This window comes from Oceanicaulis sp., assembly GCF_965249665.1.
Lineage (GTDB): Bacteria > Pseudomonadota > Alphaproteobacteria > Caulobacterales > Maricaulaceae > Oceanicaulis.
Genome location: NZ_OZ252247.1, coordinates 2,827,324 through 2,852,402 on the forward strand (window position 1 = coordinate 2,827,324; position 25,079 = coordinate 2,852,402).

Genomic DNA, 25,079 nt, shown 5'->3' on the forward strand with positions numbered 1-25,079 from the left:
CCGCGTGCATCGCAGCGGGCAATACGTGCTTGCGGTATCAGCGCTTCTTGGCGCCGTAGACATGGTCAGGGCCCGGAAAGGCGCGCGACCGAACGTCTTGCGCGTACTCTTTAAACGCCGCCTCGGCCAGCTCGCGTAAATTACCGTACTTCTTGACGAATTTCGGCGTCCAATCGAACAGGCCCAGCATGTCCTGCATCACGAGAACCTGACCGTCACAGGCTGCCGAGGCGCCGATGCCGATGGTGGGCGCAGACACCATCTCAGTCACCTCACGCGCCACATCCTCGGCGACGCCTTCCACCACGATGGCGAAGGCGCCCGCCTCGTCCATCGCGCGCGCTTCAGCCAGCACCTTGGCGCGGCTGTCGTCATCGCGGCCCTTGGCCTTGAACCCGCCATCAGCCAGCGCCGCCTGGGGACGTAGCCCTACATGAGCCACGACCGGAACGGCGCGTTCCACCAGGTATCGCACGGTGTCCGCCATCTGCACGCTGGTTTCGAGCTTCACGGCGCCCGCCCCTGTCTCTTGCAAGACTCGCACGCAATTGACGAAAGCCTGTTCCCTGGACTGTTCATAGCTGCCAAACGGCATGTCCACGACGACCAGCGCCTGTTTGGAGCCGCGCATCACCGCCTGACCGTGAAGAATCATCATCTCCAGCGTCACCGAAATGGTGTTGGGCAGGCCATGAACCACCATGCCCACCGAATCGCCCACCAGAATCAAGTCCGTGTGCGGATCCATCACAGCGGCCATCGGCGCGTCATAGGCGGTCAGGGAGACAATGGGCTCAGCGCCCTTGCGGGCGCGAATGTCGGGCGGGGTGAGCCGCTTGATCGGCGCCTGGGTTTGAGCGGACATGGCGGGACTCCCTAGCAATCAGAGCCCGGCAGAGTATCGCGCTTTCGCAGGCGCACAAGCGGTGCGTCTTCACCCGGTCGTGTACGCCTCAGATATAGCTGCGCACGCCAGGCAGAACCCAGGCGAAGCCAAGCGCCACCAGCGCCAGGATCGCCGTCACAAAGGCTTCCGGGCCGAAGAAGGACATGGCCTGCCCCATCACGCCCGTCATCTGATCAGACGGAACAAGCGTGACCAGATTCTCCAGCTGGCTGCCGGCGACCGCAGAGCCTGTCGCACCGGCGCCGCCCAGCGCCAGAAAGCGCATGCGATCCGGATTGGCGAGGCGTTTGGAGACATGCTCCACAAAGACCGGGTCGTCCTGCGGCGGCGCCACCTCGGCGAACATCGCCGTCAGGTCCGCATCAAAGGCGTCGTCGTTCAGATGATCATGTTCGTCCGTCATGCCGCCGCCTCCTTGCGCTCGAACCAGGCTTTCAGCTTGCCCTTGCCACGATTAACATGGCTCTTCACCGTACCCAGCGGAAGGCCTGTAACCTCCGCCGCGTCAGAATGCGACAACCCTGACGCATAACAGAGCACCACACAGACCCGCTCTTCCTCGCCCAGCGTGGCGAGCGCCCGGTCAAGATCCACTCGGGCGCCGCCGTCTGCGGGCGCCTGATGGGTCTCCATGGGTTGGGCCTTGAGCTTGTCCATCGTCTTGTCGATCGCCTTGCGCTTGCGCGCGCTCATCAAAAACTCATTGTAAGCAATCCGGCATAACCAGGCCTTGAACGATCCTGCGCCTGTATAGGCTGAGATCTTGTTATAGGCCTTGATAAAGGTCTCCTGCGCCAGATCATCCGCCAGAGCTGCGTTGCGACATAGCCGCATGAGCACGGCGCGCACAGCGGACTGGTGGCGGGTGACCAGAGAAGAGAACGCCCTCTGGTCCTTGCCCGCGATCACCATCGCTATCAGTTCGCCGTCACTAGGCGTCATCCCGCAGCTCCCCCTTAAAGACCGGATCAGTCCCGGTCTTTCTTGCGCGAGAACACACCAAACAGCATCAGAACCAGGCCAATAAAGCCAGGGAAAGCCGATACAGCCAGCATGATCGCAAACACTTCATCATCGGCTGTCGTCGTCTGGATCGTCCAGCCCATGACCACCAGCGCCGCCGCCACTGCGACCAGGATCGCGCCCGCTTTCAGATCGCCGCCTTTGGGCTTTTCCTGCACGCCCAGCGCCTTGATGGTCTCCGGGCTCAGTTGCTGACCGCTGCGGACCGCTTCACGCACCGTCTCCAGCACGGCTTTGCGCCGCGATGCGGAACCCGCGACGTTCAGCGCCACGATCGCCACGACCATGCCGAACAGGCCCAGCGGAACCAGAATGTCTTCCATAATCAACCTCCAGATTGGGGACGCGCTCAAGGCGCCCTGTATCGATTAGATGCCGGGTGCGGTGCGATTGGATGCAAACTCGACGATTGCAACGCCGAAAAGCTGCATGTGGAAATAAGCGATCAACGCAGACGCCAGCAAGCCAACAAGCACAGCCGTGAGATCGGCCCATAATTGACCGGGTCGCGCAAAATGCCCGCCGCTCCAGTAGCCCTCGATCAGCAAGATCGCAGACCAGCCGGCAAAGGCGCCGAAGAGTACGATGGAGGCGAGCTCGCCATTGGCCAGAAGATGCGAGCCCGACCACAGAAACACGCCCAGCGTCATCGGATGACGCGTAATCGAGCGGATATGGCTGGGTAAATAGGTCGCGATGATCAAGATCAGAGAGAGTGGCACCGCTACCAGCGCCAATGTCCGAGTCCAGGCGGGCGGCCACCAGATATTGACCGAAGGATGGGCCAGAATCTGCCCATAGATAATCAAAGTCAGTCCGATCGTGCTGATGACGGAATAGAAGATCGCAAACAGCGCTTCGCCAGTGACTTTGACCACCTGCGCCTTGATCCCCAAAACCCGCGTCAGATGCACGCCGATGAAAAACACCAGGCCTGTGATCAGCACGCCCATTCGCCGCCCTCCCCTTGAGCCGGGCGAACCCTAAACCGACTCTGTCCTTTCTGGCGAGTGGCCTTCTCTGTCTGCGGCGCTAAGTCTAGTTATCCCCTGTCTGACAATCGCCAGACTGGGGCGCACGTCGGAGGCCCGTATGACCGATCTATTGCGCTTCTTGCTCCGCCACGCTGTTCTGGGCATGGCGATCGGCATCGCCTTTACGGCAGTGTTGCTGGTTCTGGATGTGGGTCATCTCAGGCGCCTGACCGAAGGCAGTGTGAGCGGAACCGGTGTCCGGCTGCTGCTGGCTTTTTTCATCGGCTCCACCTTCGCCAGCCTGCAGATGGGAATCGCGGTGATGTACAACCCTCCTGGCGGCTCACAGTCTGACGATGACGAAGAGCAAGCTGGCGAAGACTGACCGCCTTCCCCTCTTTGACGCCTGCGCGGGACCCGTCTGCTGCGTGGATCGTTTCATGGCGGAGGGATGATGCCCTAGGGTGCGCGCAATCAAGCTATTCCCTCAGGGAGGACTTTTCATGCGTTCACTTCTTCTCGCCGCCGCCAGCGGGCTTGCCCTCGCCGCCTGCAGCCAACCGGCCGACACCACGGCGAACACCCAATCTCAAACGGCGCCGCAGACGCAGGACGCCTCCATGTCTGATCCGGCGCAGAGTGCGAACCCCCTCATCGCCGAATGGGATGGTCCGTTCGGCGGTGTGCCCGCCTTTGACCAGATGGAGCTGTCCGATCTGCGCGAGGCATTGCAGACGGGCATGGACCGCTCCCGCGCCGAGATTGAGGAAATCGCAAATAATACCGACGCGCCGACCTTTGAAAACACCATCGTCGCCATGGAACGCTCAGGCTCCACTCTGGACAGGGTGTTCACCTATTACGGCATCTGGTCGTCCAATATGAGCTCGCCGGAATTCCGCGAAATCCAGCGTGAGATGGCGCCGGTCCTGTCCGCCTTCTCGTCGGAAATCACCCAGAACGAAGCGCTGTTTGAGCGCATCCGCGCCGTCTATGAAGGCGAGGAAATGGCGACATTGCGCCCCGACCAGCAGCGCCTTGTCCAGCTGACCTATGACAGCTTCGCCCGCAATGGCGCGACTCTTGAGGGCGCCGAAGCCGAGCGTTACGCCGCCATCCAATCACGCCTGGCAGAGCTGCACACCCGCTTCGCCAACAATGTGCTGGCGGATGAAGAAAACTACGTCACCTATCTGAGCGAGGACCAGCTGTCGGGCCTTCCGGACAGTTTTGTCACCGCCGCCGCCAATCTGGCCGCCCAGCGTGATCGTGAAGGCGAATACGCGGTCCTGAACACGCGCTCCTCCATGGATCCGTTCCTGACCTATTCCGACGAACGCGATCTGCGCGAAGAGGTCTGGCGCACCTATTACAATCGCGGCGATAACGGCGACGAGTACGACAACAACGCCATCATCGCCGAGATCCTGTCGCTGCGGGACGAGCGCGTCGAACTGCTCGGCTATGACAATTATGCCCAATGGCGCCTGGAAAACCGCATGGCGGGCAATCCGGAGAACGCGCTGGAGCTGATGGAGACCGTCTGGCCGGCCGCCATCGCCCGCGTCGAGGAAGAAGTCGCCCAGATGCAGGCGCTGGCCGATGAGCGCGGCGACGACATCACCATCGAGCCGTGGGATTACCGCTACTACATGGAAAAAGTGCGTCAGGCCGAATACGACCTGAACTCTGAGGAAGTAAAGCAGTACTTCGACATCGAGAACCTGCGCGAGGCCATGTTCTTCGTCTCGGGCGAGCTCTTCGGCTTCCAGTTTGAAGAAATCACCGACGGCTCCGTGCCGGTCTTCCACCCCGATGTGCGCGTCTGGGAGGTGACCGATAACGAAACCGGCAACCATATCGGCTTGTGGTATCTCGACCCCTACGCCCGTCAGGGCAAGCGCTCGGGCGCCTGGGCGACCAGCTATCGCGGTCACACCACCTTTGACGGCCAGGAAACCGTGCTGTCGTCCAACAACTCCAACTTCATTCAGGGCGCGCCTGGCGAACCGGTGCTGATCAGCTTCTCGGACGCCACGACCTTCTTCCATGAAATGGGCCATGCACTGCACGCCCTGTCCTCCAACGTCGCCTATCCGTCGCTGAACGGCGGCGTGCGTGACTACACCGAGTTCCAGTCCCAGCTGCTGGAGCGTTGGGTGCTCACCGATCCGGTGATCGAGAACTATCTGCGTCACGCTGAGACCGGTGAACCAATGCCGGATGATCTGGTGGCCCGCATCCGCGCCGCCTCCACCTTCAACCAGGGCTTTGCGACCACCGAGTATCTCGCCTCGGCGCTGGTGGACATGTACTTCCACACCGCCGACCCGGAAGGCATCGACCCGGACGCCTTCGAACGGGAAACGCTGGAGCGTCTGGGCATGCCCGAAGAGCTGCCCATGCGTCACCGCACCCCGCATTTCGGCCACATCTTCTCCGGTGAAGGCTATTCGGCTGGCTATTACGGCTATATGTGGGCCGACGTTCTGACCTCGGACGCCACCGAAGCCTTCGTGGAAGCCCCCGGTGGTTTCTACGACGCCGAGATGGCCGAACGCATGGTTCAGTACCTCTTCGCACCGCGCAACTCGATTGACCCTGCCGAGGCTTATCGCCAGTTCCGCGGCCGCGACGCCACGGTCGAGCCGCTCATGCGCGACCGGGGCTTCCCGGTCCCGGGCGAAAGGGAAGACGGCGAATAAGCCCTTCCCCACATCTGCAAGACAAGGCGGGCGGCTCATTGAGCCGCCCGTTTTTGCGTTACGCCCTAAAACGGCAGGTCGGTCAGGTCCGGCAGCGGCGCGACGATGCGTTCGCCATCCACGGAACTTCCCTCCATGAAGGCGTGCATCACCGTGTGCACGTCCGGCGTGGTCATGTAGAGGTTATGGCCCGCATTCTCGACTATCACCCAGTCCACATCGCTCATTCCGGCCAACGCTGCACGCTGACTGCCCGGATAGGTGCGACCGTCCAACGTGCCAGAGAGCAACAGGATCGGCGTATCGCCCTGCGGCGCAGTGCGAAACCCGTCGCCCAGATCGAGCCCGTCCCAGAGGCGGTTGAGCTGCGGCATGGGAAAGTTCAGATAGGCGCCCAGAAGCGCGTTTTGCGCTTCGGCCTCGACCTGCACCAGCCGCGCATCGGTGATCCCGGACGCCATATCCATCGCTGTAGACATGGGGCTGAGGCTGATCGGTTCGCCCAGATCATAAAACCGGCCGATCAGGGCCGCGGCGATGTTTGCACTGCCGGCCTGATCGAGCTCTGTGTACATCGCCAGTGCGATGGCGGCTGAACCGGGATCCGCAATCAGGCCGGACGTCATCTGTTGCAGGTCGCGTCGTTGCAGCAGATACGGGCGTGCGCCGCTGTCACGAACTGCGACTTCGATCATCACCGGCTCGGCCTCCAGACGCGCATGCACGCGTCGCATCATGCCTGCGATATCAGGATAGGCGTCAGCTGCGGCGGGCTGGGCATTCACAGCTTGCTGCAGTCTTTCGATATAAGATTCTGTCTGGGAGGGCAGTTTGACGGTCTGGTCTAACCCTTCCGCGCTCGCGAGGATTGCACGATCAATCTCTTCAGGAATGGATTTGAGCGCGGCCATAGCGAGATGCGTGCCATAGGAAATGCCCCACAAGGTCACCTTTTCAGCGCCCAGATGCGCACGCAGGTCGGAGATGTCCTGAACGCTTTGCTGGGTGGTGTATCCCTCGATCGCCACACCCTGCTCATGCCAGAAAGCCCGGCACTCCAGCGCGGCCTCACGATAAGCGTTTGCATACGCCGCGTCGGTCGTAGGTTCAGTCTCTGACACTGCGACGCTCGAGATGCAGAGCGGCAGATCATTGCTTGAAAGACCGGTACCGCGTTGGTCAAAAGCGATCACATCACCATGGCGGCGCATCTGCATGAACAGATCGAACCGCTGACGACGCGCCGTTCCTGTGCCAGAGCCGCCCGGTCCTCCGGCGAGATAGACAATGGGCGAACCACTCGCGCCCTCGAGCGCCGGGAAGCGCACATAGCCGATCTCAATCATCCGGCTGTCCGGATCATTGCGGTTTTCCGGCGCCTGGAACGCGCCTTGATACGCCTCGACGCTCTCGCCCGCATGACTGGTGAATATTATGGGATCTTCCGCCTGAGCGGCGCCGGTGAGCGCCAGAGCGGAAACGATTACAAACAGGCCTGACCGCATTAATCTCTCCATTATGACATCATCCCGCTCTTGCGGCGGGGCACGGAGCATGGTTGGTCTTCAGAGCGCCCTGTGTCAGGCGCGCTTCGGTCAGTGGCGCGGCCAGATCGGTGAACGGCGCCCGGGAGAGAGCCCAGTTGAAGTCCCAAGCGCACACCCGGCTTCAGCTCGTATTGGCGCTGCTGATTTGGTTCGTCGCGCCGACTGGCGCACACGCGCGCCAGGCCATTAATCTCAGCAGTCTTCCCATGGTCGTCTGCCCGGCCGAGGCTCAACAACAAGCTCCTCCGAATTTCGAAGCGTCCAGTTGTGAGCCTAGTCGATTTTACGCCCTTGATCCGCAAGGACGGGAGCTCTGGGCGCGGCTTGACTTCACCGTGGATCAGGAGTGGATAGACACGTCCGAGCCCAAAGGCGTCTTCATCTCGGGCCTTGTCGCCAGTGAATTGTATCTGAACGGGGTGGTGATCGGCGCCAATGGCCAGCCGGGCGCAGACCGGGCGTCGGAAAGTCCCGGCCGCATTGATTACGCCGCCCACGCCCCGCGCGATCTGTTTGTAGCGGGCGATAATACGCTGGTTGTGCATCTGTCCGGCCATCACGGCGTTCTGACTCTGACAGCGCCGATGCAAGGCCTTTTTCTGGACGAGTACGGCTCTCCCACGGCCGACATACTCAGCTATTACTGGCCCGGCCTGATCATGCTCGGCGTCTTCATTCTGGGCGTAATGGTGTTTCTGGCCATGGCCACGCGGTCAGAAGAACGCGAAGCGCCGATCATTCTCGCCCTGATCAGCGCCAGTCTGGGCGCCCAACTCCTGATAGAGACATCTCGCGGGCTCGTCTCCTATCCTTATCCGCTGCATGATGCGCGGTTGATCGGTATTGTTCTAAGCGCCTATGGCTTCTCGCTCAGCCTGATCGCCTATGGCTTGAAGGAATTCACGGCTCTCCGCTTCAGACACCGCCTGAAAGCTCTGGCCGGGGCCGCCCTCGTACTCCTGGCGCCGATCGCGCTGGCTCGCGGCTTTGACGCCAAGACCTGGACCACGCTGGCGCTGGCGTTCGGACTGGTTGCGCTCGGCGCCGGACATGCAGCCTTGAACGGTAGACGGCACGCCTGGCCTTACGCCGTCGGCTTCAGCGTTGCCATGGTCCTGGCGGTCCTCACCCAGAGCCGGTTCATTGACTTGCACCTGTACTGGCTGGGAGCGGTGTTCCTGATTGCGCTCTTCATCCGACAAGCGCTGAGCCTGATCCGCGAACAGGCGCGTCGCCGCGCGGAAACCCGCCGGGCGGAGGCTTTGGACGCCGCTTTGGCCCTGGCGCAGCAAGCGTCTGAACCCGCCGTTCTGACGCTCGAAAGTGCGGGGCGAACCGATTATGTCCGCACTGAAGAGATTATCCGGATACAAGGCGCTGGCGATTACGTGGATCTGGTCTACAGCGATGGACGCACCGTGCTCTACACGATGACGCTGACGGCGCTCGAACAGCGTCTGCCGCCCACATTCTTGCGGGTGCACCGCTCTCATATCGTCAACACCGCCCATGTGGTGCGGCTGGAGCGTGAGCCGGGCGGCGGCGGGCGACTGGTGCTGACAACCGGCGCCGAAGCCCCGGTCAGCCGCCGCATCATGCCCAAGGTCAGAAGCGCGCTTTCTCAAACGAGCTTGGCCTCCGCCACTCCACGCTGACCGGAACCAATGCCGGACCGTGACGTTAGCTTTATTCAAGCTGGCAATGAACGGTCTGACATGGTGATGCTCGCCGCCTTTCTTCTGGGTTTGATCACGGGCGCCCGGACCTTTCTCGCGCTCGCCCTGTTAAGCGGCTATGCACTGTTTATCGCGCCAATGGTCGTGATCGCGCCTTTTAGCTGGCTGGGCAGCGTGTGGGCGTTCGCCCCCCTCGCCGCCCTGGCTGCGCTTGAACTTTGGGCCGACAAACGCCCACAAACGCCGTCCAGAACGCAAATGCCCGGCCTGATCGCCCGACTCGCCGCTGGCGCTCTGGTCGGGGCAGCGCTCGGCGGTCTCTGGGTGATGTTCGTCGGCGTCATCGGCGCGGCCGTCGGCACATATGGCTGCGCCCAGTTGCGGGGCTGGGCGTCAAAACGTCTGGGCACTGACCTGCGCGCGGCTCTGACCGAAGACCTGCTCGCCGCTACAGGCGCACTGCTGGTGATCGCCTGTCTTGTCTGAGTCGGGCTGGTTGAACGCCTGATCCGCCCCCTTACTTCTAACCGCACACCCCCGATAGGAGCTCCCCCCATGAATATCCTGATGGTCCTGACCTCACACGATGAGCTTGGCGACACCGGCGAGAAGACCGGTTTCTGGCTCGAAGAATTCGCCGCGCCGTATTACGCCTTCAAGGATGGCGGCGCGAAACTCACTCTCGCCTCGCCCAAGGGCGGCCAGCCGCCGCTCGATCCCAAAAGCGATAGCGAAGACGCCCAGACCGAAGACACTCAACGCTTCAAGGGCGATGAAGACGCGCAAAAAGCGCTCGCGAACACGGTGAAGCTCTCAACGGTCAACTCAGAAGACTTTGACGCTGTCTTCTATCCGGGCGGCCACGGCCCGATGTGGGATCTGACCAATGATGATGACAGCGTGGCGCTGATCGAAGCGTTCTGGAAGGCTGACAAGCCGGTCGCAGCGGTCTGTCACGCCCCGAGCGTTCTTCTGAACGCCAAGGACGAGCACGGCCACCCGCTGGTGAAGGGGCGCAAGGTGTCCGGCTTCACCAATTCAGAAGAAGAGGCTGTGGGCCTCACGAATGTGGTCCCCCATCTGCTGGAAGACGCGCTGAAGGAAAAGGGCGGCGATTATCACAAGGGCGAGGATTGGGCGCCGTTCGCGGTCTCCGATCATCGCCTGATCACCGGCCAGAACCCGGCCTCGTCCAAGCCGGTCGCCGAAGCGCTGATGGCCCAGCTCAAGATTGGCTAGGCTTCGCAATCTGCCCAAAAGCCCCCGGCGAGCGTGCTCGCTCGGGGGCTTTTTAATGGTTCAAGCGCGAGGACCGCGGCCGCCCGTAGCGACGCCCGACACCAGAAAGGCCAGCGCCAGCACGCCCAATATGGCCGCGACGACGTAGAATTCAGCCTCATAATTGCCCAGCGCCCCCGTATATCCCAGGACCGCGAAGACGCCCGCGAGGCCCGTGAACAGGGTCACCAGAAACCCGGTGGCGCCTGTTGCTCGCGGCGGCGTGCCGTCAAACTCCGCATGAGGCGCATCAATATCGGTCAGCAAGGCCTCAGGCGGCTCCTGACCCGACTCTGCATAGACTTTCAGCAACTCAAGTCGGGCCTGCGTGCGCTTGAACTGCATCTGTTTGCTCCAGCCGGCTGCGATAAAGAAGCCGAGCGGAAACAGTAGCCACCAATACGCGCTGAAGAGTGCGACGAAGCTGTCCATGGTCAGGTCTCCTGTGCCTGACGCGCCTGCGAGCGGCGCGCCGTGTCCGTCACCCACAAGGAGTGATCTGAGGCACACTATGACCCAGGCGCGACGGCTCGATCAGGGAAGCCTGTCACATCAAAACGATGACATATGTCATGAGGCGGGCGCCCCGCGCACCGCTCAAAGCGCGTCTTTAATAGTGCGGCGGTTTCTCGGCCGTCGGGGCCGGCAGCCCCGCTTCCAGCTCCGCAATGCGATTGTCTGACTGGCTCAAACGCGCCTTCAGCGCCTCGATCTCCTGGGTCTGACGGGTCAGAACCTCGGAGAGATCATCGAGCATCTGCTGCTGCTCGGCGACATGGATTTCAAGACGGTCGAGACGGTCGGTGGTCATCGCCTACTCCCACTCAATGGTTCCCGGCGGTTTGGAGGTGACGTCGTAGACGACACGGTTCACGCCGCGCACTTCATTGATGATACGGGTGGCGACGCGGCCCAGGAAGTCATGATCGAACGGGAAATAGTCCGCCGTCATGCCATCGGTGGAGGTCACCGCCCGCAGGGCCAGCACATTGTCATAGGTTCGCGCATCGCCCATCACGCCGACGGTCTGAACCGGCAGCAGCACGGCGAAGGCCTGCCAGATTGAATCGTAAAGCCCGGCCTTGCGGATCTCCTCGATATAGATCGAATCCGCCTTGCGCAGGATGTCGGCCTTCTCTTTCGTCACCTCGCCCGGAATACGAATGGCGAGACCCGGCCCCGGGAAGGGGTGACGGCCGATAAAGCTTTCCGGCAGGCCCAGCTCGCGACCGAGCGCGCGGACCTCGTCCTTGAACAGCTCGCGCAGCGGTTCGACGAGCTTCATGTTCATGCGCTCGGGCAGACCGCCCACATTATGGTGCGACTTGATGGTCACCGACGGTCCGCCATCAAAGCTGACGCTTTCGATCACGTCGGGATAAAGCGTGCCCTGCGCCAGGAAGTCTGCGCCGCCCACGCCCTTGGCCTTGTCTTCAAAGACGTCGATGAAGAGCTTGCCGATGGTCTTGCGTTTCTTTTCCGGATCGCTTTCGCCCGCCAGCGCCGACAGGAAGCGCTCTTCCTCATCGGCGGCCACGAGCGGGATGTTGTAGTGCTCGCGGAACAGCGAAACGACCTGGTCCGCCTCGCCGGTGCGCATCAGGCCCGTATCGACGAAGACGCAAGTAAGCTGATCGCCAATCGCTTCATGGATCAGCACAGCGGCGACCGAGCTGTCCACACCGCCCGACAGACCACAGATGACCCGGCCCGAGCCGACCTGTTCGCGGATTTTGGCGATGGCCTCTTCCTTGAAGGCGGCCATGGTCCAGTCGCCCTTCATCCCTGCAATCTTGTGGGTGAAGTTGCGCAAGATCAGCGCGCCGCGCGGGGTGTTCACCACTTCAGGGTGGAACTGGACGCCATAAAAGCGGCGGCTCTCATCCGCAATGGCGGCGAAGGGCGCATTGGCGCTGGCGGCGATGGGGTGGAAGCCCTGCGGGATCGCGTTGACGCGGTCGCCATGGCTCATCCATACGCGCTCAAGATGGCCCACCGCGCCCAGTCCCTCAAACAACGGGCTGTCGGCGACGATCTCGATATCGGCGCGGCCGAACTCGCGTTCCTCTGCCGCTTCCACGCTGCCGCCCAGCTGAGCGCACATGGTCTGCTCGCCATAGCAAATGCCCAGAACCGGCAGGCCGCGCTCAAACACGCTCTGTGCCGCACGCGGCGTGCCTTCGCCATGCACGGAATTGGGACCGCCCGACAGGATGATCGCCTGTGGCGCATACGCGTCCAGGAAGGCGTCATCGACGCGGTTGAAAGGGTGGACCTCGCAATACACGCCGCTTTCGCGGAGCCGGCGAGCGATCAGCTGGGTGACCTGACTGCCAAAGTCGATCACCAGCACTTTTTCATGATGGGCCTGAATCTCGGTCATGGCTGCGCATAGCGCAGACGGACGCGTTTCGCCAGAGGGTATCCGCACGCCAGGGCGACATCCGGACGCAAATGGTTTTCCTGAGGCCGGGAGAGCGCTATATTGCGGTCATGATTCAACGGATCTCCGCCTCCCTGCCCCACATCCTGACCGCGATGATTTTCATCGCGTGCTGGACCGTGCAGGTGTGCGCCCAACCGATTGAACCCGCCGGTCATGAGCACGCTCATAACGCCGCGCATGCTCCAGCCGTCTCTGATCATCATCAGATGTCGGGGCACGCCCATCACGCCGGCGCCAGTGATCAGGCCGACCCTCATTGCGACGACAACGCGCTGTGCGGCGCCGCTTTGGTGCTCAGCGATGCGCCCCAGGTCGACGCCCCGGCGGTCTTGCCGACCGCGCCGCGCCCGGACCTGGCGCAATTGCGGCGCATGGCCGCCCAAGCGCCCGTCTATGATCCGCTGCGGCCCAGACCACCGCCACGCCCAACCCCTGTCCAGCTTCATTCGGTCCAGCTCAACTAGGATTCCAGGCACGCCGATCCGCGAATTGCGCGGGCTTCGCTTTGTCTGACGAACCCTGTTGAAAGACCGAAACCATGCTTACGAGACGATCCTGGCTGACCGGCGCGGGCGCGCTGGCGGCCGCAAGCCTGACCCCGAACTGGGCCTATGGCGCCCGTGCGCTCACCCAGCGCAGCCCCGACGCCCTGACCGGCACGACCTTCAACCTCGATATCGCCCGTACACCCTTCCGCGTGGAGGGGCGCCGCGATAGCGCGGTGACGGTGAACGGCACGGTGCCGGCCCCGCTTCTGCGCTGGCGCGAAGGCGACGAGGTGACGCTCAATGTCACCAACTATCTGGACGTAGACAGCTCCATTCACTGGCACGGTATTCTTCTGCCCTTCCAGATGGACGGCGTCCCCGGCGTCAGCTTCCCCGGCATTCGCCCTGGCGAGACGTTCACCTATCGCTTCCGGCTGCGCCAGTCGGGCACCTATTGGTATCACAGCCATTCAGGCCTGCAGGAGCAGGAAGGCCTCTATGGCCCGATCATCGTCGATCCGGCCCATCATGACCCGGTCGGCTATGATCGCGAGCATGTGCTGGTGCTAAGCGACTGGACTTTTATGTCGCCTGAAGCGCTGTTCAACCAGCTCAAGACCAACCCGGAAAGCCTCAATTACAATCACCGCACGCTGGGGGATCTGCTCCGCGACATGAGCGAGGACGGCGTCCGCGCTGTCCTGTCCGATCGCACCATGTGGGGCCAGATGCGCATGAAGCCCACCGACATCTCTGATGTGGGCGGGGAGACCTATACCTATCTGGTGAACGGCCAGGGACCGGACAGCAACTGGACGGGCCTGTTTGAACCGGGCGAGCGGGTGCGCCTGCGCATCATCAACGCCTCGGCCATGACGATCTTCAATGTCCGTATTCCCGGCTTGCCCATGAGCGTGGTGCAAGCGGATGGCCAGAACGTGCGACCCGTGGAGACCGACGAGCTGCAGATCGGCGTCGCGGAGACCTATGACGTGGTGGTTACCCCGCGCGAGGATCGCGCCTTCACCCTCATGGCCGAAAGCATCGAGCGCCTCGGCTATGCCCGCGCCACTTTGGCGCCGCGCGAAGGCATGAGCGCCGAAGTTCCCGCGCTACGCCCTACTCCGCTTCTGACCATGCGTGATATGGGCATGGACCATGGCGCGATGGGGCACGGGTCTATGGATCATGGGTCAATGGACCACGGCCAAATGGATCACTCCGGTCATTCCGAACATGCCTCCATGGCGATGGCGGACAGCGCGCCGGTGACCCATAATCATGCCCAAGGCCCCGGCGTCGCCAATCTCAACCGGGCGCCGATCAGTCGTCTGGATGAGCCGGGGATCGGGCTGGAGGATGTGGACCACCGCGTCCTCACCTATTCCCAACTGCGCAGCCTTGACCGCAATCCGGATATCCGCGCGCCGGAGCGTGAGATGCAGATCCATCTCACTTCCAACATGGAGCGATACATGTGGTCGTTTGACGGCGTGCGCTTCACCGAAATTGACGCGCCCATCATCTTTCACGAAGGCGAGCGCCTGCGGGTGACTTTGGTGAACGACACCATGATGCCCCACCCCATTCACCTTCACGGCATGTTCTTCGAGCTCGTGAATGGCGGCGGCGACCATAAACCGCGCAAGCACACCGTCATCGTCAAACCGGGCGAACGTCTGGCCTTTGACGTCACGGCGGACGAGCCCGGCGACTGGGCCTTTCATTGTCACCTTCTGTATCACATGCATGCGGGCATGATGCAGGTCGTCTCGGTGCGCCCCGGCCCGATGGATCATGCAGCCCATCAGGACCATCATCAGCCGGAACCGGCGCCGATGAACCATTCGAGCCATTCCGGCCATGGCGGCGGTCATCACGGCCATCACGCCCCTGCGCCAGACCCTGAACCGACGCCCTCGCACCATAACCACCACAGAAGCCATAACGGCGGAGGCGCCCAATGATCCGCTCAATCCTTCTTAGCGCAGCCTGCGCCCTCTTCTCTGCTCCCGCCCTCGCGCAAAGCCATGAAAGGGGTCATGACGTACCGCTCTGGAATGCCGCGGACCGGTATTTCGACGCCGAGGTCATGGCCCAGGCGCGTCATGACGTGCTGCACCATTCAGGCGCCACGCTGCATTCCATGGCGATGCTCGACCGTTTTGAATGGCAGGATGCGGATGGCGAAACCGCCCTCAAATGGGAAGGCGGCGTCTGGACCGGCGGCGACATCAACCGCCTCGTGATGAATTTCAAGGGCGCGTATCTGCCCGACGCGGACAGCTTTGACGGCGGCGAAGTCGAGCTTCTCTACAGCCGCGCCGCCACCCGATATTTCAACGTCCAGTCTGGCCTGCGCCACGCGTTCGGCCCGGACGAAACCCAGGGCGTGATCGGGATAGAGGGCCTTGCGCCCTACTGGTTCGAGGTGAACGCCCACGCCTATCTGGGCGGGGAGGCCGGGGCCGCCATCGAGGCGGAGTTGGAGTACGAAATCCTCTTCACCCAAGCCCTGATCCTGCAGCCGGTCGTCGAGACGCGCTTTGCCTTTGGCGACGCGCCCTCGCTTGATCAGGGCACAGGCTTCACCGATGTCGAAGCCGGTCTACGCCTGCGCTATGAAATCCGCCGCCAGTTCGCCCCCTATGTGGGCGTCAGCTGGGAGCGCAAGCTGGGCGAAACAGCCTCAATTGCCCGCTCAATGGGCGACGAGGTGGAGGAAACCGCCCTCCTCGCCGGTGTCCGCATCTGGTTCTAAGCAAAAGGCCCCGGCACTGCCGGGGCCTTTTTTTGGGCGATTAAATCCTAAGCCGTACGCTCCATTACACAGACATAAAAGCCGTCCGTTCCGGTGCGATGCGGGGTGAGCTGGATCGCGCCGAAGCGGCCTTCAAGAGCTTTGAGGCGCTCCTGCGCGCCCTCGGCGAGGCGACCGGACTGGGCCATGGCCTCGCTGGCGGGGACGGGCCTGAACTCAGGATGCGCCTTAAGAAAGCCCGCCACGCGGTCTTCGTTTTCTTCCGGCAGCACCGAGCAGGTCACATAGACCAGCCGCCCGCCCGGTTTGACGAACCGCCAGGCCTTGGACAGTACCTCGTCCTGTTCGGACTGACGACGCTTGAAGGCCTCTTCCTTCAAACGCCATTTGCTGTCAGGGCGACGTCGCCAAGTGCCCGAGCCCGAGCACGGCGCATCCATGAAGACGCAATCGAGCTTGCCTTCGAGATCACCGAGCGTTTCCGCTTCCTTGCCGTCGCGCACCTGGACATTGCGCGCGCCAGAGCGCTGAAGGCGGGGCCAGATCGCCCGCAGGCGGCGGCCATCATAATCCCAGGCGTAGAGCTGACCGGTGTTTTCCATCAGCGCCGACAGAGCCAAAGTCTTACCCCCCGCCCCGGCGCAATAATCCAGCACTTGCGCGCCCTTGATATCGCCGGCCGCCAGCGCCGCGAGTTGCGAGCCGATATCCTGAACCTCGACCCAGCCTTTGCCGAAAGCGGGAATGCTGTCCGCGCCCGGCGCCTTGGCCCGCGGATCGGTTTCGGGAATGCGCAGACCATCCAGGATCAGATCAGACACTTCGATGTTTTTGATTTTGGGGGAGACGGCGCCGAACGCCTTCTCCGGCTCGGCTTTCAGACGGTTCACCCGCAGATCCACCGGGGCCCGACCCGCCATGGCCTGACCTTCCAATTCTGCGGCGTCGCCATAGGCGCGCTGAAAGCTCGGCCCCAGCCATTCAGGCACATCCGCGCGCACATGAAGCGGTGCCTCTGCATCAAGGCCCTTGGACAACGCCTCGATCTCGCCCTCCGTCAGGGGCGCAGGCGCATGCTCATCGCCTTCGAACGTTGTGCTGATGGCGCGGGCGTCCATATCCCAGGCATAGGCTAGCGCCCCAAGCACCAGCGCGCGCGGCGTATCTTCGTCCATCACATGACGCAGCGCGCCGCGACGCCGCAGTGCGTCCAGCACCAGACCTGATATCCAGGCGCGATCGCCCGATCCGGCGAACCGGTGCGCCTTACCCCAATCGCGCAAGGCGTCCTTCACCGGTTGATGCCGGGTCATCACCGCGTCAAGCACTTCTATGGCGCCAGCGATCCGTCCTGCGTCCCGCATGATTGTCTCTCTTCTGTGCTGGCCCTGCGGGCCTGAATTATTCCGCCGTTCGGCGGGCGCGCTTTGCGCTTGCGGAGCTGCACTCCGGTGTTTCTTGGCCCTACGGGCTAGTGTTCCGCCATTCGGCGGGCGCGCTTTGCGCTTGCGGAGCTGCGCTCCGGGGTGTGTTGATCTCAGAGGCTGAAATCACAATCAATAAACGCCCGAAAATCGGCGCTCGGCCTTCGCGTCCTCTGATACACAGTCTGCATGTTGTTTTCACGCCCTTCCGACACCGCGCTTTACGACGCCCTTCTGAACCGGGATCCGTCTTGGGACGGGCGGATGTTCGTGGGCGTCACCTCGACTGGCATTTTCTGTCGCCTCTCCTGCCCAGCCCGAAAGCCGCTCAGAGAGAATTGCCGCTTTCACGAGACGGCGGCGGAATGCCTTGATGCCGGTTTCCGTCCCTGCAAACGCTGCAAGCCTTTGGAACACGGCATGGAGCCGCTGGTCGCGGACCTCTCAGCCAAGCTCAACGCTGATCCGGGACGGCGTTGGCGCGAAGACGATCTGACGGCGATGGGCCACGACCCGTCCACCGTGCGGCGCGCCTTCAAACGCCAGCTGGGCGTCACCTTTCTGGAGCTGGCGCGCTTGCGGCGCCTGCAGGAAGGCTTTGCGGCTCTGGGCGGAGGCGAACCAGTGATCGAGGCCCAGCTGACCGCCAATTACGAGTCCTCAAGCGGCTTCCGATCCGCCGTCAGCAAGCTGCTGGGTCTCGCGCCTGGCGCCTTTCGCGATGACGCCCTACTACGCTGCGCTCCGATCTCAACACCCCTGGGACCGATGATCGCCATCGCCGATGACCACGCCCTGCATTTGCTGGAATTCATGGACCGCAAAGCCTTGCCCACAGAGCTGAAACGCCTGTCAGAGCGGACGCCGGGCGGGCTGGGCTTTGGACGCACAAAGCCACATGCCATGATTGCAAATGAGCTGGAGGACTATTTTAACGGCAGGCTTCGAAACTTTCGGGCTCCTGTACAGTTACATGGCAGCCCGTTCACGCAAGCGGTCTGGCGTGAACTGCAGGCGATCCCGATGGGGCAAACCCGCAGTTACAGCCAGCTCGCCGCACAACTGGGCCGACCCTCCGCCGTTCGCGCGGTCGCCCGCGCCAATGGCGATAATCAGCTCGCCTTGATCATCCCGTGTCACCGGGTGATCGGCGCCGACGGATCATTGACCGGATATGGCGGCGGGCTTCATCGCAAGCGCGCCTTGCTCGATCTTGAACAGCAGGCCGCGCCTCTGCCCTGAAACGGTCTCGGCAAACAAGACACTGAACCAAAAACAAAAAAGCCCGGCGCATGCGCCGGGCTTTTCAGGTCTGTGCATTCAACCGCCTAGGACGGTGTCGGATAGTTGGGCGCTTCGCGGGTAATCGTCACGTCGTGGACGTGGCTTTCCTTCAGGCCTGCGCTGGTGATGCGCACGAACTCGGCCTTCTCCTGAAATTCCTTGATTGTCCTGGCGCCGGTATAGCCCATGGCGGCGCGCAAGCCCCCCACCATCTGGTGCAGGATCGGCGCAATCGGCCCCTTGTACGGCACCTGGCCTTCAATCCCCTCAGGCACCAGCTTCATCCGGTCCGTGACTTCCTTCTGGAAATACCGGTCGGCGGAGCCACGCGCCATGGCGCCGACAGAGCCCATGCCGCGATAGGATTTATAAGCGCGGCCCTTGTAAAGGAACGTCTCGCCCGGCGCTTCTTCGGTGCCCGACAGCATGGAGCCCATCATCACGCTATCCGCGCCAGCGGCGATAGCCTTGGCGAAGTCGCCGGAATACTTGATCCCGCCGTCTGCGATGATCGACCCGTCAAACCCGTCCGCCGCGCGACGGCAATCCATGATGGCGGTCAGCTGGGGCACGCCCACGCCCGCCACGATGCGCGTGGTGCAGATCGAGCCCGGCCCGATGCCGACTTTCACCGTATCCGCGCCCACATCAAACAAGGCGCGCGCGCCGTCATAAGTGGCCACATTGCCGGCCACGACCTGGGTGGCGTTAGAGGCGGCCTTGATGCGTTTGACCTGCTCCAGCACCGAGGCGGACATGCCATGCGCAGTGTCGATCACAACCGCGTCCACGCCCGCATCAATCAACGCCTCAGCGCGTTCAAACCCGGAATCGCCCACCGTGGTGGCCGCGGCGACACGCAGGCGACCGTGTTCGTCCTTGGCGGCGTTGGGATAGGCTTCGGCCTTGACCATATCCTTGACTGTCATCAGGCCGACGCAATGACCTGCGTCATCCACGACCAGCAAACGCTCAATGCGGTGTTTGTGCAGCAGACGCCGCGCTTCGGCCTGATCCACGCCAGGTTTGACGGTGACCAGGCGCTCACGGGTCATCAACGAGGCCACGGACTGGTTCATGTCATCAGCGAAGCGCACATCGCGATTGGTGATGATCCCGACCAGCTTGCCGTTCAGGCCTTCCCCGCCTTCCACAACGGGAATGCCGGAAATCTTGTGATGGTCCATCAAGGCCTGCAGCTCGGCCAGCGTCGCCTGGGGCGAGATGGTGATCGGGTTGACCACCATGCCGCTCTCATAGCGTTTGACGCGGCGAACCTCTTCAGCCTGCTCTTCGATCGTCAGATTTCTGTGAATGACGCCCAGACCGCCATCCTGGGCCATGGCGATCGCCAGACCGGCTTCGGTCACCGTATCCATGGCGGCCGACAGAATGGGGATGTTGAGGGTGAGCGACGGCGTCAGCCGTGTCCGCACCAAAGCGTCAGCGGGCAAAACCTCAGACGAACCGGGCTGCAAGAGCACGTCGTCAAAGGTAAGCCCCTCGCGAATCTGCATGGGGAGGCCTCCTTGTCTCTTGCGGGGCCGCTTTAGCAGGTTTCAGCGTGAGCGCAAGGCTGTTTAACCGCGCGGCTCGACGGATTGCTCCGTTCAGTCTACATGGTTATGGTAAACCAACCTGTGCGCGTAATACGCGTATTCCCCTGACAGGCATGAGGATTTTTTGCATGCGACGCGTTGCGGTTATTGATGATGACCCGGTTGAGATGACAATTCTGTCAGGCCTTGCCGAACATGTTCCCGGCTCGTTTCACTTTGACCATTACAATTCAGTGAATTTATTTTGCGAAGATCCGAAAGCGTCCGAGTATGACCTTGTCTTTCTCGACCGCCGTGTGCCCCCTCACAATGATTATGTCGAGAGCATCCCCGTGCTGGACGGCTGCGGCTTTGATGGCATCGTCGTCATGCTGACGGCCCGCCGACTGGGGCCGGGTAAACCCAAAAGCCGGCTGCGGCTCCTCGGACCTTACGAGAAGCTCGACATCCAGGACCCCGAGGTCATGGAATATTTGCTCAACGGACGTCCCGCGCCCGGCCTTTAGGCTTTGGCGCTAACCGGTTCAGGACCGGTCCAACTGTCGCGGACCTCGCGGTAAAGCGGATCCGGCACGAGATTCAAGCGCGCCCGCGCCTCTTCCAACGGCAGCGGCAGCAGTTCGGTCAGATCCGTTACGATCATATCCGTGCTCTCGCGCGCCATTGTCCGCGCATTCGACATCATCTGACCGACCGGCCATTGCCAGATCTCCGAGCGGATGCGCAGCCCTGCAAACATACCCAGCAGGCGCGACCCCCGCGTGCCGTTCTGATTGCCGTTATAGGTCAGCAGCAAAGCCTCCCCCAACGGATCGCGACCGTAGCCGGTGAGCACATGGTGCAGGTCATGGGCCAGGTGAAAGGTATAGGTCATCGCCGCGAATTCTGGATATTCGCGCTCAAGCTGCGCATACAGATCCGGCGCATTCTCCACAGCCGCCACGTGAACGCCCAGCGGGTCGAGATTCTCACTATCGAGATAGTGCAGATACGCCGCAGCGAAGGTTCCCCGACCGTGGGATTTCAAGGTTTCGCGATCCAGCAGCTTGTTCGCAAAGCGCGTCCGGTCCTCAATCTGACTGCGGCCGAAGTCTGAATTGACGAAGCGGCCCAGAATGCCGCCCATGCTCTGCCCGTTCACGGCGCGGAAGAACTCGAACACATAGCGCGTGTCATCGCGATCACCGACCAGCCCCCAGAAGGCGCTCCAGGCGCGGATCGGGTTGAACGGCTCCCACGGATAGGGTGGGCAGGCTGCGTGCTGCTCGGTCATGACGGTCCTCCCGGCGGTCTTGCTTATGCCGCTCTGAATGGAAGTATCCACAATTGAATGGAAACGCCAAGTTAAAAGTGAACAGCGTTTACCGCCAGGGTGCGCCCATTACGTCTCAGGTCGAAATCCAGTCGCGATCAAAAAGGTTTCCGCACTCTCCGACCGGCTGGCGGGCGGTTTGTAATGGCGTACTTTTTCAAAGCGAGCCTTCAACAGATCCAGCAATTCGCCCGTTGCGCCGCCCTGAAACACTTTTGCGACGAATCCGCCGCCCGGCTTGAGGACGTCCAGCGCAAAAAACGCCGCCGCCTCCACAAGCGCGACAATTCGCAAGTGGTCTGTTGATTTGTGTCCGGTCGTCCACGGCGCCAGATCCGAGATCACAAGGTCGGCTGGCCCGCCCAACGCCTCCTTCAGGGTGTCTTCGGCGCCCTCTTCAGTGAAATCAAGCTCCAGCTGGATGGCGCCCGTGATCGGCTCGATCTCCAAGAGGTCGATGCCCGCCACATGCGACGCCCCGCGCTTGAGCGCAACCTGGGTCCAGCCGCCAGGCGCCGAACCGAGATCGGCCACCCGCATGCCAGGCTTGATCAAGCCGAATTTGTCATCCAGTTCGATCAGCTTGTACGCCGCACGAGAGCGATACCCGTCCTGCTTGGCGCGCGCCACATACGGATCGTTGAGCTGGCGTTCGAGCCAGAGCTTGGACGAGTATTTGCGGCCGCGCGCGGTTTTCACCCGTGTGCGGAACTGCTTGGCCGAGCGCGCATCCCCGCCCGCAGTGACGGGACCGGACCGGCGGCGACGGCGTTCAGGTTCGCCTTCGCCAGTGTCGTCATCCTTGCTCATGACCGTCTCTCTTTTCTGTTTCCGTGGTCTGGCTCCGGGTTTCATGGGAGTCATCGCGCTTGCCCGCACCGCGCCGTCCGCGTCTGCGCTTTGGACGCATCAGATTGAGCAGCATGCCCTCGCGCAGGCCGCGATCACCAACCCGGACTTTCTCTGTCGGCCAGGCTTCCATCACGGCTTCGTATATGGCGCAACCGGCCAGCACCAGATCTGCACGGTCATGACCGATACAGCCTTCACGCGCCCGCCCGCTGCGATCCTGGCTGGCCAGACGCTGGCAGGCGAGATGTGCGTCTTCAGACGTCATCCACATCCCGTCCACCTTGTCACGCATATAGCGCGTCAGGTTCAAGTGAACGCCCGCGACCGAGGTCACCGTCCCGGACGTGCCCACCATATGCGCTCGTCCGTCATCGAAGATAGGGCGCAATCGACGGGCGCCCTTGGGCGGCTTGAGGTGTTTGACGGCGTGCGCTTTCATCTTGGCGTACCAGTCCGCCCGCGCCTCGGCGCCGCCCGCCCTGGGCTCAGGAAAACGCTCGGACAGAGTGACAACGCCCAAAGGCATGGATGACCAGCCGCGCAAGGGCGGACGACCTCCGCTGCCATAGCCGCCGCGATTGCGCCATTCCGCCAGATCAACCCAGCACAGCTCGGTCGAGCCGCCTCCGATATCGACCACAACCGCAGCGTCCATGGACTCATCCAGCAGGTCCAGACTGCCTTGCACCGCCAGGCGCGCCTCTTCTTCCGGGCCGATGATCTCCATATCCAGCCCGGTCTGCGCCTTGACTCGCTCGACGAATATTTCGCCGTTATTGGCGCGGCGACACGCTTCCGTGGCGATGGCGCGCAACTTGGTGACATTGCGCCGCTTGATCCGCTCCGCGCAGACCGCCAACGCCTCCACCGCGCGCTCCATGGCGGCGTCAGACAATTCACCGGATGCCGTGATGCCCTCGCCCAGACGAACGATTCGCGAATAGGCGTCGACCACGCGGAAGCCTTCCCGCGTGCGCCGCGCCAGAAGCATGCGGCAATTGTTGGTGCCCAGATCGATAGCCCCGTAAATCGGGTCCTGGCGGGCGGATTTCCGGCCTCGATTCGGGCGCTGGCGCGCAGGCGCGGGGCCAGCGGCGTCCTTCGCCATGATGTTCGTCCTCATCGCGCCCGCAAAGGCTGTCAGCGCGCCAGTCGAGCGGCGCGAGCCGACTAACCGGCCGCGGGCGATACTTCAGTTTGACGTTAAGGATAGCTCGCCTTTCACGCTTGTGAAAGCACCGAACCCGGCTCTTGCAGCGTCAGGCACTGGAATTGCATACCATGACAGCTACATATGACGACCCGAATTTAGGAGTGTCCGCCTTGCGTGAGGCCAAGTTCACAATCGGCGACGTGGTGCGCCATCGCCTCTTTCCGTTCCGAGGCGTGATTTTTGACGTGGATCCGGTGTTTGCGAACACCGAGGACTGGTGGCTCTCCATTCCGGAATCCATGCGTCCCGACAAGGACCAGCCCTTCTATCACCTGCTCGCCGAAAACGAAGACGGCCATTACGAGGCCTATGTCTCTGAAGGCAATCTCTTGCCCGACGCCGAGAACGGTGCGGTCGGTCATCCCGACACGGCAGACATTTTTGAAGGCTTTGACGGCCAGCGCTACGCGCTGAAGACGGGCGGGCTGTTGCAGAACTGAGTGCAAACAACAACGCCCGGATCAAGGATCCGGGCGTTTTCATATCGTCAGTGGCATTACGGCTCTAACTAGCCCTCATAGCGCACGACCGTCTGTTCAATGGCGCCGAAGATGGACTTGCCATCCGCGTCCAGCATTTCGATGCGCACGGTGTCGCCCGGCGTCATGAACGGGGTTTTGGGCGCGCCGTCATAGATCGTTTCGATCATGCGAATTTCGGCGATGCAAGAATAGCCCTTGCCGCCTTCAGCGACCGGTTTGCCGGGACCGTCGTCGAGCTTGTTAGAAATGGTGCCGGAGCCGATGATCGAGCCTGCCGTTAGCGGGCGCGTCTTGGCGGCGTGAGCGACCAGCTGGGCGAAATCAAACGTCATGTCGACAGCGCATTCAGGCTCGCCGAACTTTGATCCGTTGAGCCAGGATTGCAGCGGCAGGTGCAGCTTGCGGCCATCCCAGGCGTCGCCCAGCTCATCCGGCGTCACCGCCACCGGTGAAAACGCGCTTGGCGGCTTGGATTGGAAGAACCCGAAGCCCTTGGCCAGCTCGCCTGGGATCAGCCCCCGGAATGACACGTCATTGACGAGCATAATCAGGCGGATCTCTTTAGCGGCGTCATCCGCGTTGAGGCCGGCCGGACCATCGCCGGTGATCACGGCGACTTCGGCTTCAAAGTCACAGCCCCAACTGTCATCGCCCAGCGGAATGTCCTGACGGGGCGCCAGGAACTTGTCCGAGCCGCCCTGATACATCAAAGGATCGGTCCAGAAGCTGTCCGGCAGCTCGGCGCCGCGCGCCTTGCGCACCAATTCGACGTGATTGACATAGGCCGAGCCGTCCGCCCACTGGAACGCGCGCGGCAGCGGGGACAGGGCGTCACGCTCATGGAAGCGTTCGCGCGGGATGGATTCGCGCTCCAGCTCTTCAGACAGGCTGCGCAGCGCCGGCTCCGTCGTCTCCCAATCATCCAGCGCCGCTTGCAAGGTGGGCGCGATATGACTGGCGTCCGCGCACCAGGCGAGATCGCGAGAGACCACCACCAGGCGACCGTCGCGGTGTCCATTGTTCAGCGTGGCGAGTTTCATGGGATAGCCTTCTTGTTATTTGATCTGTCTCGTTCCCGGCGAAGACCGGGGCCCAAAGCCATCTGGCCTCGGGCGCTTACATCACTGGGTCCCGGCCGGAAATGACCC

26 protein-coding genes are annotated in these 25,079 nt (G+C 62.4%); 11 read left to right on the top strand and 15 right to left on the bottom strand.

Annotation, left to right across the window (positions count from 1 at the left end):
- Positions 1-37: 37 nt before the first annotated feature.
- From panB to ACP154_RS13640, 5 genes are all read right to left on the bottom strand, one after another.
- The gene (panB, locus tag ACP154_RS13620; RefSeq protein WP_421858234.1) at positions 38-865 is read right to left on the bottom strand and encodes a 3-methyl-2-oxobutanoate hydroxymethyltransferase; all 828 of its coding nucleotides are present in this window, start codon (positions 863-865) and stop codon (positions 38-40) included.
- A gap of 88 nt (positions 866-953) precedes the next feature.
- Positions 954-1,310 carry a hypothetical protein gene (locus ACP154_RS13625; RefSeq protein ID WP_421858231.1) on the bottom strand — a complete coding sequence of 119 codons (357 nt, stop codon included), beginning with the start codon at positions 1,308-1,310 and terminating at the stop codon, positions 954-956.
- Complete coding sequence (locus tag ACP154_RS13630) at positions 1,307-1,849, bottom strand: RNA polymerase sigma factor (protein WP_107713466.1); 543 nt, start codon at positions 1,847-1,849, stop codon at positions 1,307-1,309. The genes ACP154_RS13625 and ACP154_RS13630 overlap by 4 nt, the downstream gene beginning before the upstream one ends.
- A 26-nt stretch (positions 1,850-1,875) precedes the next feature.
- Positions 1,876-2,253: a DUF6249 domain-containing protein gene (locus ACP154_RS13635; protein WP_421858228.1), complete on the bottom strand. Its 378-nt coding sequence runs from the start codon at positions 2,251-2,253 to the stop codon at positions 1,876-1,878.
- 45 nt (positions 2,254-2,298) lie between these two features.
- Positions 2,299-2,883 carry an NnrU family protein gene (locus tag ACP154_RS13640; protein ID WP_107713468.1) on the bottom strand — a complete coding sequence of 195 codons (585 nt, stop codon included), beginning with the start codon at positions 2,881-2,883 and terminating at the stop codon, positions 2,299-2,301.
- 139 nt (positions 2,884-3,022) lie between these two features.
- Between ACP154_RS13640 and ACP154_RS13645 the strand changes: the two genes are divergently transcribed.
- Together ACP154_RS13645 and ACP154_RS13650 are read left to right on the top strand one after the other, a co-directional pair.
- Positions 3,023-3,289, top strand: coding sequence for a hypothetical protein (locus tag ACP154_RS13645; RefSeq protein ID WP_133723507.1), 267 nt, complete (start codon positions 3,023-3,025; stop codon positions 3,287-3,289).
- Between the two features lie 118 nt (positions 3,290-3,407).
- On the top strand, positions 3,408-5,609 hold the full coding sequence (locus ACP154_RS13650; RefSeq protein WP_421858225.1) for a M3 family metallopeptidase: 2,202 nt from the start codon (positions 3,408-3,410) through the stop codon (positions 5,607-5,609).
- 65 nt (positions 5,610-5,674) lie between these two features.
- Here the strand turns inward: ACP154_RS13650 and ACP154_RS13655 are convergent, their stop codons facing one another.
- Positions 5,675-7,165 (bottom strand): alpha/beta fold hydrolase, encoded by a 1,491-nt coding sequence (locus tag ACP154_RS13655; protein ID WP_424993789.1) that lies wholly within the window; start codon positions 7,163-7,165, stop codon positions 5,675-5,677.
- Between the two features lie 86 nt (positions 7,166-7,251).
- Between ACP154_RS13655 and ACP154_RS13660 the strand changes: the two genes are divergently transcribed.
- The 3 genes from ACP154_RS13660 (at position 7,252) to ACP154_RS13670 (ending at position 10,071) form a co-directional block, all read left to right on the top strand.
- Positions 7,252-8,811, top strand: a complete 1,560-nt coding sequence (locus ACP154_RS13660) for a LytTR family DNA-binding domain-containing protein (protein ID WP_421858219.1) — start codon at positions 7,252-7,254, stop codon at positions 8,809-8,811.
- 9 nt (positions 8,812-8,820) lie between these two features.
- Positions 8,821-9,318, top strand: a complete 498-nt coding sequence (locus ACP154_RS13665) for a DUF4126 domain-containing protein (RefSeq protein WP_421858217.1) — start codon at positions 8,821-8,823, stop codon at positions 9,316-9,318.
- Between the two features lie 69 nt (positions 9,319-9,387).
- On the top strand, positions 9,388-10,071 hold the full coding sequence (locus ACP154_RS13670; RefSeq protein WP_107713473.1) for a type 1 glutamine amidotransferase domain-containing protein: 684 nt from the start codon (positions 9,388-9,390) through the stop codon (positions 10,069-10,071).
- 60 nt (positions 10,072-10,131) lie between these two features.
- Here ACP154_RS13670 and ACP154_RS13675 read toward each other — a convergent pair whose 3' ends face one another.
- The 3 genes from ACP154_RS13675 to guaA all read right to left on the bottom strand — a co-directional run bounded on the left by ACP154_RS13675 (position 10,132) and on the right by guaA (position 12,493).
- Positions 10,132-10,542, bottom strand: a complete 411-nt coding sequence (locus ACP154_RS13675; RefSeq protein WP_107713474.1) for a hypothetical protein — start codon at positions 10,540-10,542, stop codon at positions 10,132-10,134.
- A gap of 178 nt (positions 10,543-10,720) precedes the next feature.
- Positions 10,721-10,921: a SlyX family protein gene (locus ACP154_RS13680; protein WP_133723514.1), complete on the bottom strand. Its 201-nt coding sequence runs from the start codon at positions 10,919-10,921 to the stop codon at positions 10,721-10,723.
- A 3-nt stretch (positions 10,922-10,924) separates the two neighbouring features.
- Positions 10,925-12,493 (bottom strand): glutamine-hydrolyzing GMP synthase, encoded by a 1,569-nt coding sequence (gene guaA / locus ACP154_RS13685; protein ID WP_133723515.1) that lies wholly within the window; start codon positions 12,491-12,493, stop codon positions 10,925-10,927.
- Between the two features lie 110 nt (positions 12,494-12,603).
- Between guaA and ACP154_RS13690 the strand changes: the two genes are divergently transcribed.
- The 3 genes from ACP154_RS13690 to ACP154_RS13700 all read left to right on the top strand — a co-directional run bounded on the left by ACP154_RS13690 (position 12,604) and on the right by ACP154_RS13700 (position 15,805).
- The gene (locus ACP154_RS13690) at positions 12,604-13,020 is read left to right on the top strand and encodes a hypothetical protein (protein ID WP_421858212.1); all 417 of its coding nucleotides are present in this window, start codon (positions 12,604-12,606) and stop codon (positions 13,018-13,020) included.
- Positions 13,021-13,094: 74 nt separating this feature from the next.
- Positions 13,095-15,011, top strand: a complete 1,917-nt coding sequence (locus tag ACP154_RS13695; protein ID WP_421858209.1) for a copper resistance system multicopper oxidase — start codon at positions 13,095-13,097, stop codon at positions 15,009-15,011.
- On the top strand, positions 15,008-15,805 hold the full coding sequence (locus ACP154_RS13700; RefSeq protein ID WP_107713479.1) for a copper resistance protein B: 798 nt from the start codon (positions 15,008-15,010) through the stop codon (positions 15,803-15,805). Before ACP154_RS13695 ends, ACP154_RS13700 begins: the two co-directional genes overlap by 4 nt.
- 47 nt (positions 15,806-15,852) lie before the next feature.
- Here ACP154_RS13700 and ACP154_RS13705 read toward each other — a convergent pair whose 3' ends face one another.
- Positions 15,853-17,169: an RsmB/NOP family class I SAM-dependent RNA methyltransferase gene (locus ACP154_RS13705; RefSeq protein ID WP_421858206.1), complete on the bottom strand. Its 1,317-nt coding sequence runs from the start codon at positions 17,167-17,169 to the stop codon at positions 15,853-15,855.
- Positions 17,170-17,418: 249 nt separating this feature from the next.
- On the opposite strand from ACP154_RS13705, the gene ACP154_RS13710 reads away from it, so the two are divergent.
- Entirely contained in the window at positions 17,419-18,471 is a 1,053-nt protein-coding gene (locus ACP154_RS13710; protein ID WP_421858203.1) for a bifunctional transcriptional activator/DNA repair enzyme AdaA, read from the top strand.
- A gap of 86 nt (positions 18,472-18,557) precedes the next feature.
- Here the strand turns inward: ACP154_RS13710 and guaB are convergent, their stop codons facing one another.
- Positions 18,558-20,030, bottom strand: coding sequence for an IMP dehydrogenase (gene guaB, locus ACP154_RS13715; protein ID WP_107713482.1), 1,473 nt, complete (start codon positions 20,028-20,030; stop codon positions 18,558-18,560).
- 170 nt (positions 20,031-20,200) lie between these two features.
- Between guaB and ACP154_RS13720 the strand changes: the two genes are divergently transcribed.
- A complete protein-coding gene (locus ACP154_RS13720; RefSeq protein ID WP_107713483.1) occupies positions 20,201-20,578 on the top strand; it encodes a hypothetical protein in 378 nt (125 codons plus the stop codon).
- On the opposite strand, the gene ACP154_RS13725 is transcribed toward ACP154_RS13720, so the two are convergent.
- The 3 genes from ACP154_RS13725 to ACP154_RS13735 form a co-directional block, all read right to left on the bottom strand.
- Positions 20,575-21,345: a Coq4 family protein gene (locus ACP154_RS13725; RefSeq protein ID WP_421858198.1), complete on the bottom strand. Its 771-nt coding sequence runs from the start codon at positions 21,343-21,345 to the stop codon at positions 20,575-20,577. The genes ACP154_RS13720 and ACP154_RS13725 overlap by 4 nt on opposite strands.
- Positions 21,346-21,453: 108 nt before the next feature.
- On the bottom strand, positions 21,454-22,194 hold the full coding sequence (locus ACP154_RS13730; RefSeq protein ID WP_421858195.1) for an RlmE family RNA methyltransferase: 741 nt from the start codon (positions 22,192-22,194) through the stop codon (positions 21,454-21,456).
- Entirely contained in the window at positions 22,181-23,344 is a 1,164-nt protein-coding gene (locus tag ACP154_RS13735; protein ID WP_424993790.1) for a Ppx/GppA phosphatase family protein, read from the bottom strand. The genes ACP154_RS13730 and ACP154_RS13735 overlap by 14 nt, the downstream gene beginning before the upstream one ends.
- A gap of 173 nt (positions 23,345-23,517) precedes the next feature.
- Between ACP154_RS13735 and hspQ the strand changes: the two genes are divergently transcribed.
- Positions 23,518-23,889: a heat shock protein HspQ gene (gene hspQ, locus ACP154_RS13740; RefSeq protein ID WP_421858186.1), complete on the top strand. Its 372-nt coding sequence runs from the start codon at positions 23,518-23,520 to the stop codon at positions 23,887-23,889.
- 68 nt (positions 23,890-23,957) lie between these two features.
- Here hspQ and ACP154_RS13745 read toward each other — a convergent pair whose 3' ends face one another.
- Positions 23,958-24,971 (bottom strand): fumarylacetoacetate hydrolase family protein, encoded by a 1,014-nt coding sequence (locus ACP154_RS13745; RefSeq protein ID WP_421858183.1) that lies wholly within the window; start codon positions 24,969-24,971, stop codon positions 23,958-23,960.
- Between the last annotated feature and the right edge of the window lie 108 nt (positions 24,972-25,079).